Annotated in this window: 1 protein-coding gene; it reads left to right on the top strand. The window is 38.1% G+C overall.

All coding sequences use genetic code 11. The features are described 5' to 3' along the window. Positions 1–71: 71 nt before the first annotated feature. Entirely contained in the window at positions 72–1649 is a 1578-nt protein-coding gene (locus PSE7429_RS22680) for a glycosyltransferase family protein (protein ID WP_009629741.1), read from the top strand. The last annotated feature ends 100 nt before the right edge of the window (positions 1650–1749 follow it).

Genomic DNA, 1749 nt, shown 5'->3' on the forward strand with positions numbered 1-1749 from the left:
GGCGCTTCGCGCCGCCTCTCTCTTTTGGTTTTTAGTTTATTCTTTAGTCATCCCTAACTATGTCCTAACCTATGAAAATAGTCACCCAACTTGCTCTAGTTGCACTGTTATGGATTGGCGTAATCAATACAGGCTCACTTGGAAGTTCAGACACCGATTTTCGATTGCAAATGGCTCATGCTTGGTGGACGGGAACTCCAGAGGTTTCTCCAGATTTTAAACCTATTATTCGTGGAGAAATTGGTGGCGGACTAATGGGAACGGGTGGAAAACGCTATATCAATTATGATTTGGGGCAGTCGATGCTGATGCTTCCTGCGGACTGGATAGGAACGCAATTGCATCGATTAATCCCCAACAGATCCGCCATACCTGAACTATATTTGCGGCGTTTAATTGTGAGCTTTTTAACTTTTGTCCCCCTCAATGTGGCAATGGTTATAGCTTGTTTTTATCTATTAAGACTTTTTGAGTTTAAAGAAAAAATTGCAGGTTTAGCGAGCATCGTCATGCTCATGGGAACGACAGTTCTAAATTATGCTCAAGTCCACCAACAAAATAATCAAATTCTTCTCTTAACCTTGACTAGTTATGCTCTTTCCCTCGCCTATTTGCAAAGGGGAAAATATCAGTTTGTGATAGGTAGTGGCTTGTCAATGGGAATTGCTGTTTTAATTCGTAATACTAGTATTATTAATGCTTTTACTTCTTTAATGTTTCTCCTTGGCTGTATCGCTTATCAAAGCCGTAATAGATATAAAATATGGCAATGTGTATGGCTGTGGATTACGGGCTTTTTACCGATCGCACTATTTGACAGAACCCTTGCTTTCTTTCGGTATGGAAACTTCTGGGCTACAGGTTCTAGTGTTTTTATGCAAACACAGGCTACTGACCCATTTTTTGCTCAATTACCCGCACTTCCTCCTAACTATCCCCTGATTAATTCGCCCGAAGTTGGTATTTTGGGCGTACTTTTTACTCCCGCCAAAAGTATCTTTATTTACGATCCATTGTTAATTCCATGCTTGGCGATCGCGTTTTTGACTTGGAAAATAATATTGCCTTATATGAGGTGGTATTTAATTGTAAATATCTTTAACTTAGTGATGTTTTTGATATTAACAAGCAAGGTCGAGTTTTGGAGTGGTGATGTTGCTTGGGGTGCTAGATATCATGTTACATCCGTACATCTTATACTAGTTCCTCTACTCGCATTATTAATCCAAAGATGGCAACATCAGAAAATCAAAAATTGGTTTGTTGCTGCTTTGATTGCCATTAGCATAATGGTTCAAATTATTTCAGTAGTTATGCCCAATAACTTAGAGGTAGCACAAACCTTAATTAAAGGAGAAAAAACAACAAATACCTTTACATTAGGACGGAGAACGACAAATATCCTCTGCCTTTTTAATAATAGTTTCTCAGATGAATGTACGGATCAAATTTTGCAAAATTTGATCCTGAGTGAAGCCCAAAAAAGTCAATTGCAATATGACAATAGAATGGTTTTTTTACCCTTTAATATGGGGAGTAAACTTAACTCAAAAATTGTAACAACGATTGCATTATCTATTTGGATTCTGGTTTTATTGACGGCTATTTTTGCCAGTACAAATTTTTGTTGGCAGCTATCGCGGGCATAAATTTATGATTTATAAATTTATGATTTATAGCTATAGTCACTTAAGTCAGGATATCAAACCCAATAGAGGGTTGCGGCGCGAAGCGCCGCAACCCTCTATT

The sequence above is a fragment of the Pseudanabaena biceps PCC 7429 genome, from assembly GCF_000332215.1.
GTDB lineage: Bacteria > Cyanobacteriota > Cyanobacteriia > Pseudanabaenales > Pseudanabaenaceae > Pseudanabaena > Pseudanabaena biceps.

Coding starts and splice junctions, on each gene's coding strand:
- PSE7429_RS22680 (WP_009629741.1), top strand. CDS start 72: ATGAAAATAGTCACCCAACTTGCTCTAGTTGCACTGTTATGGATTGGC.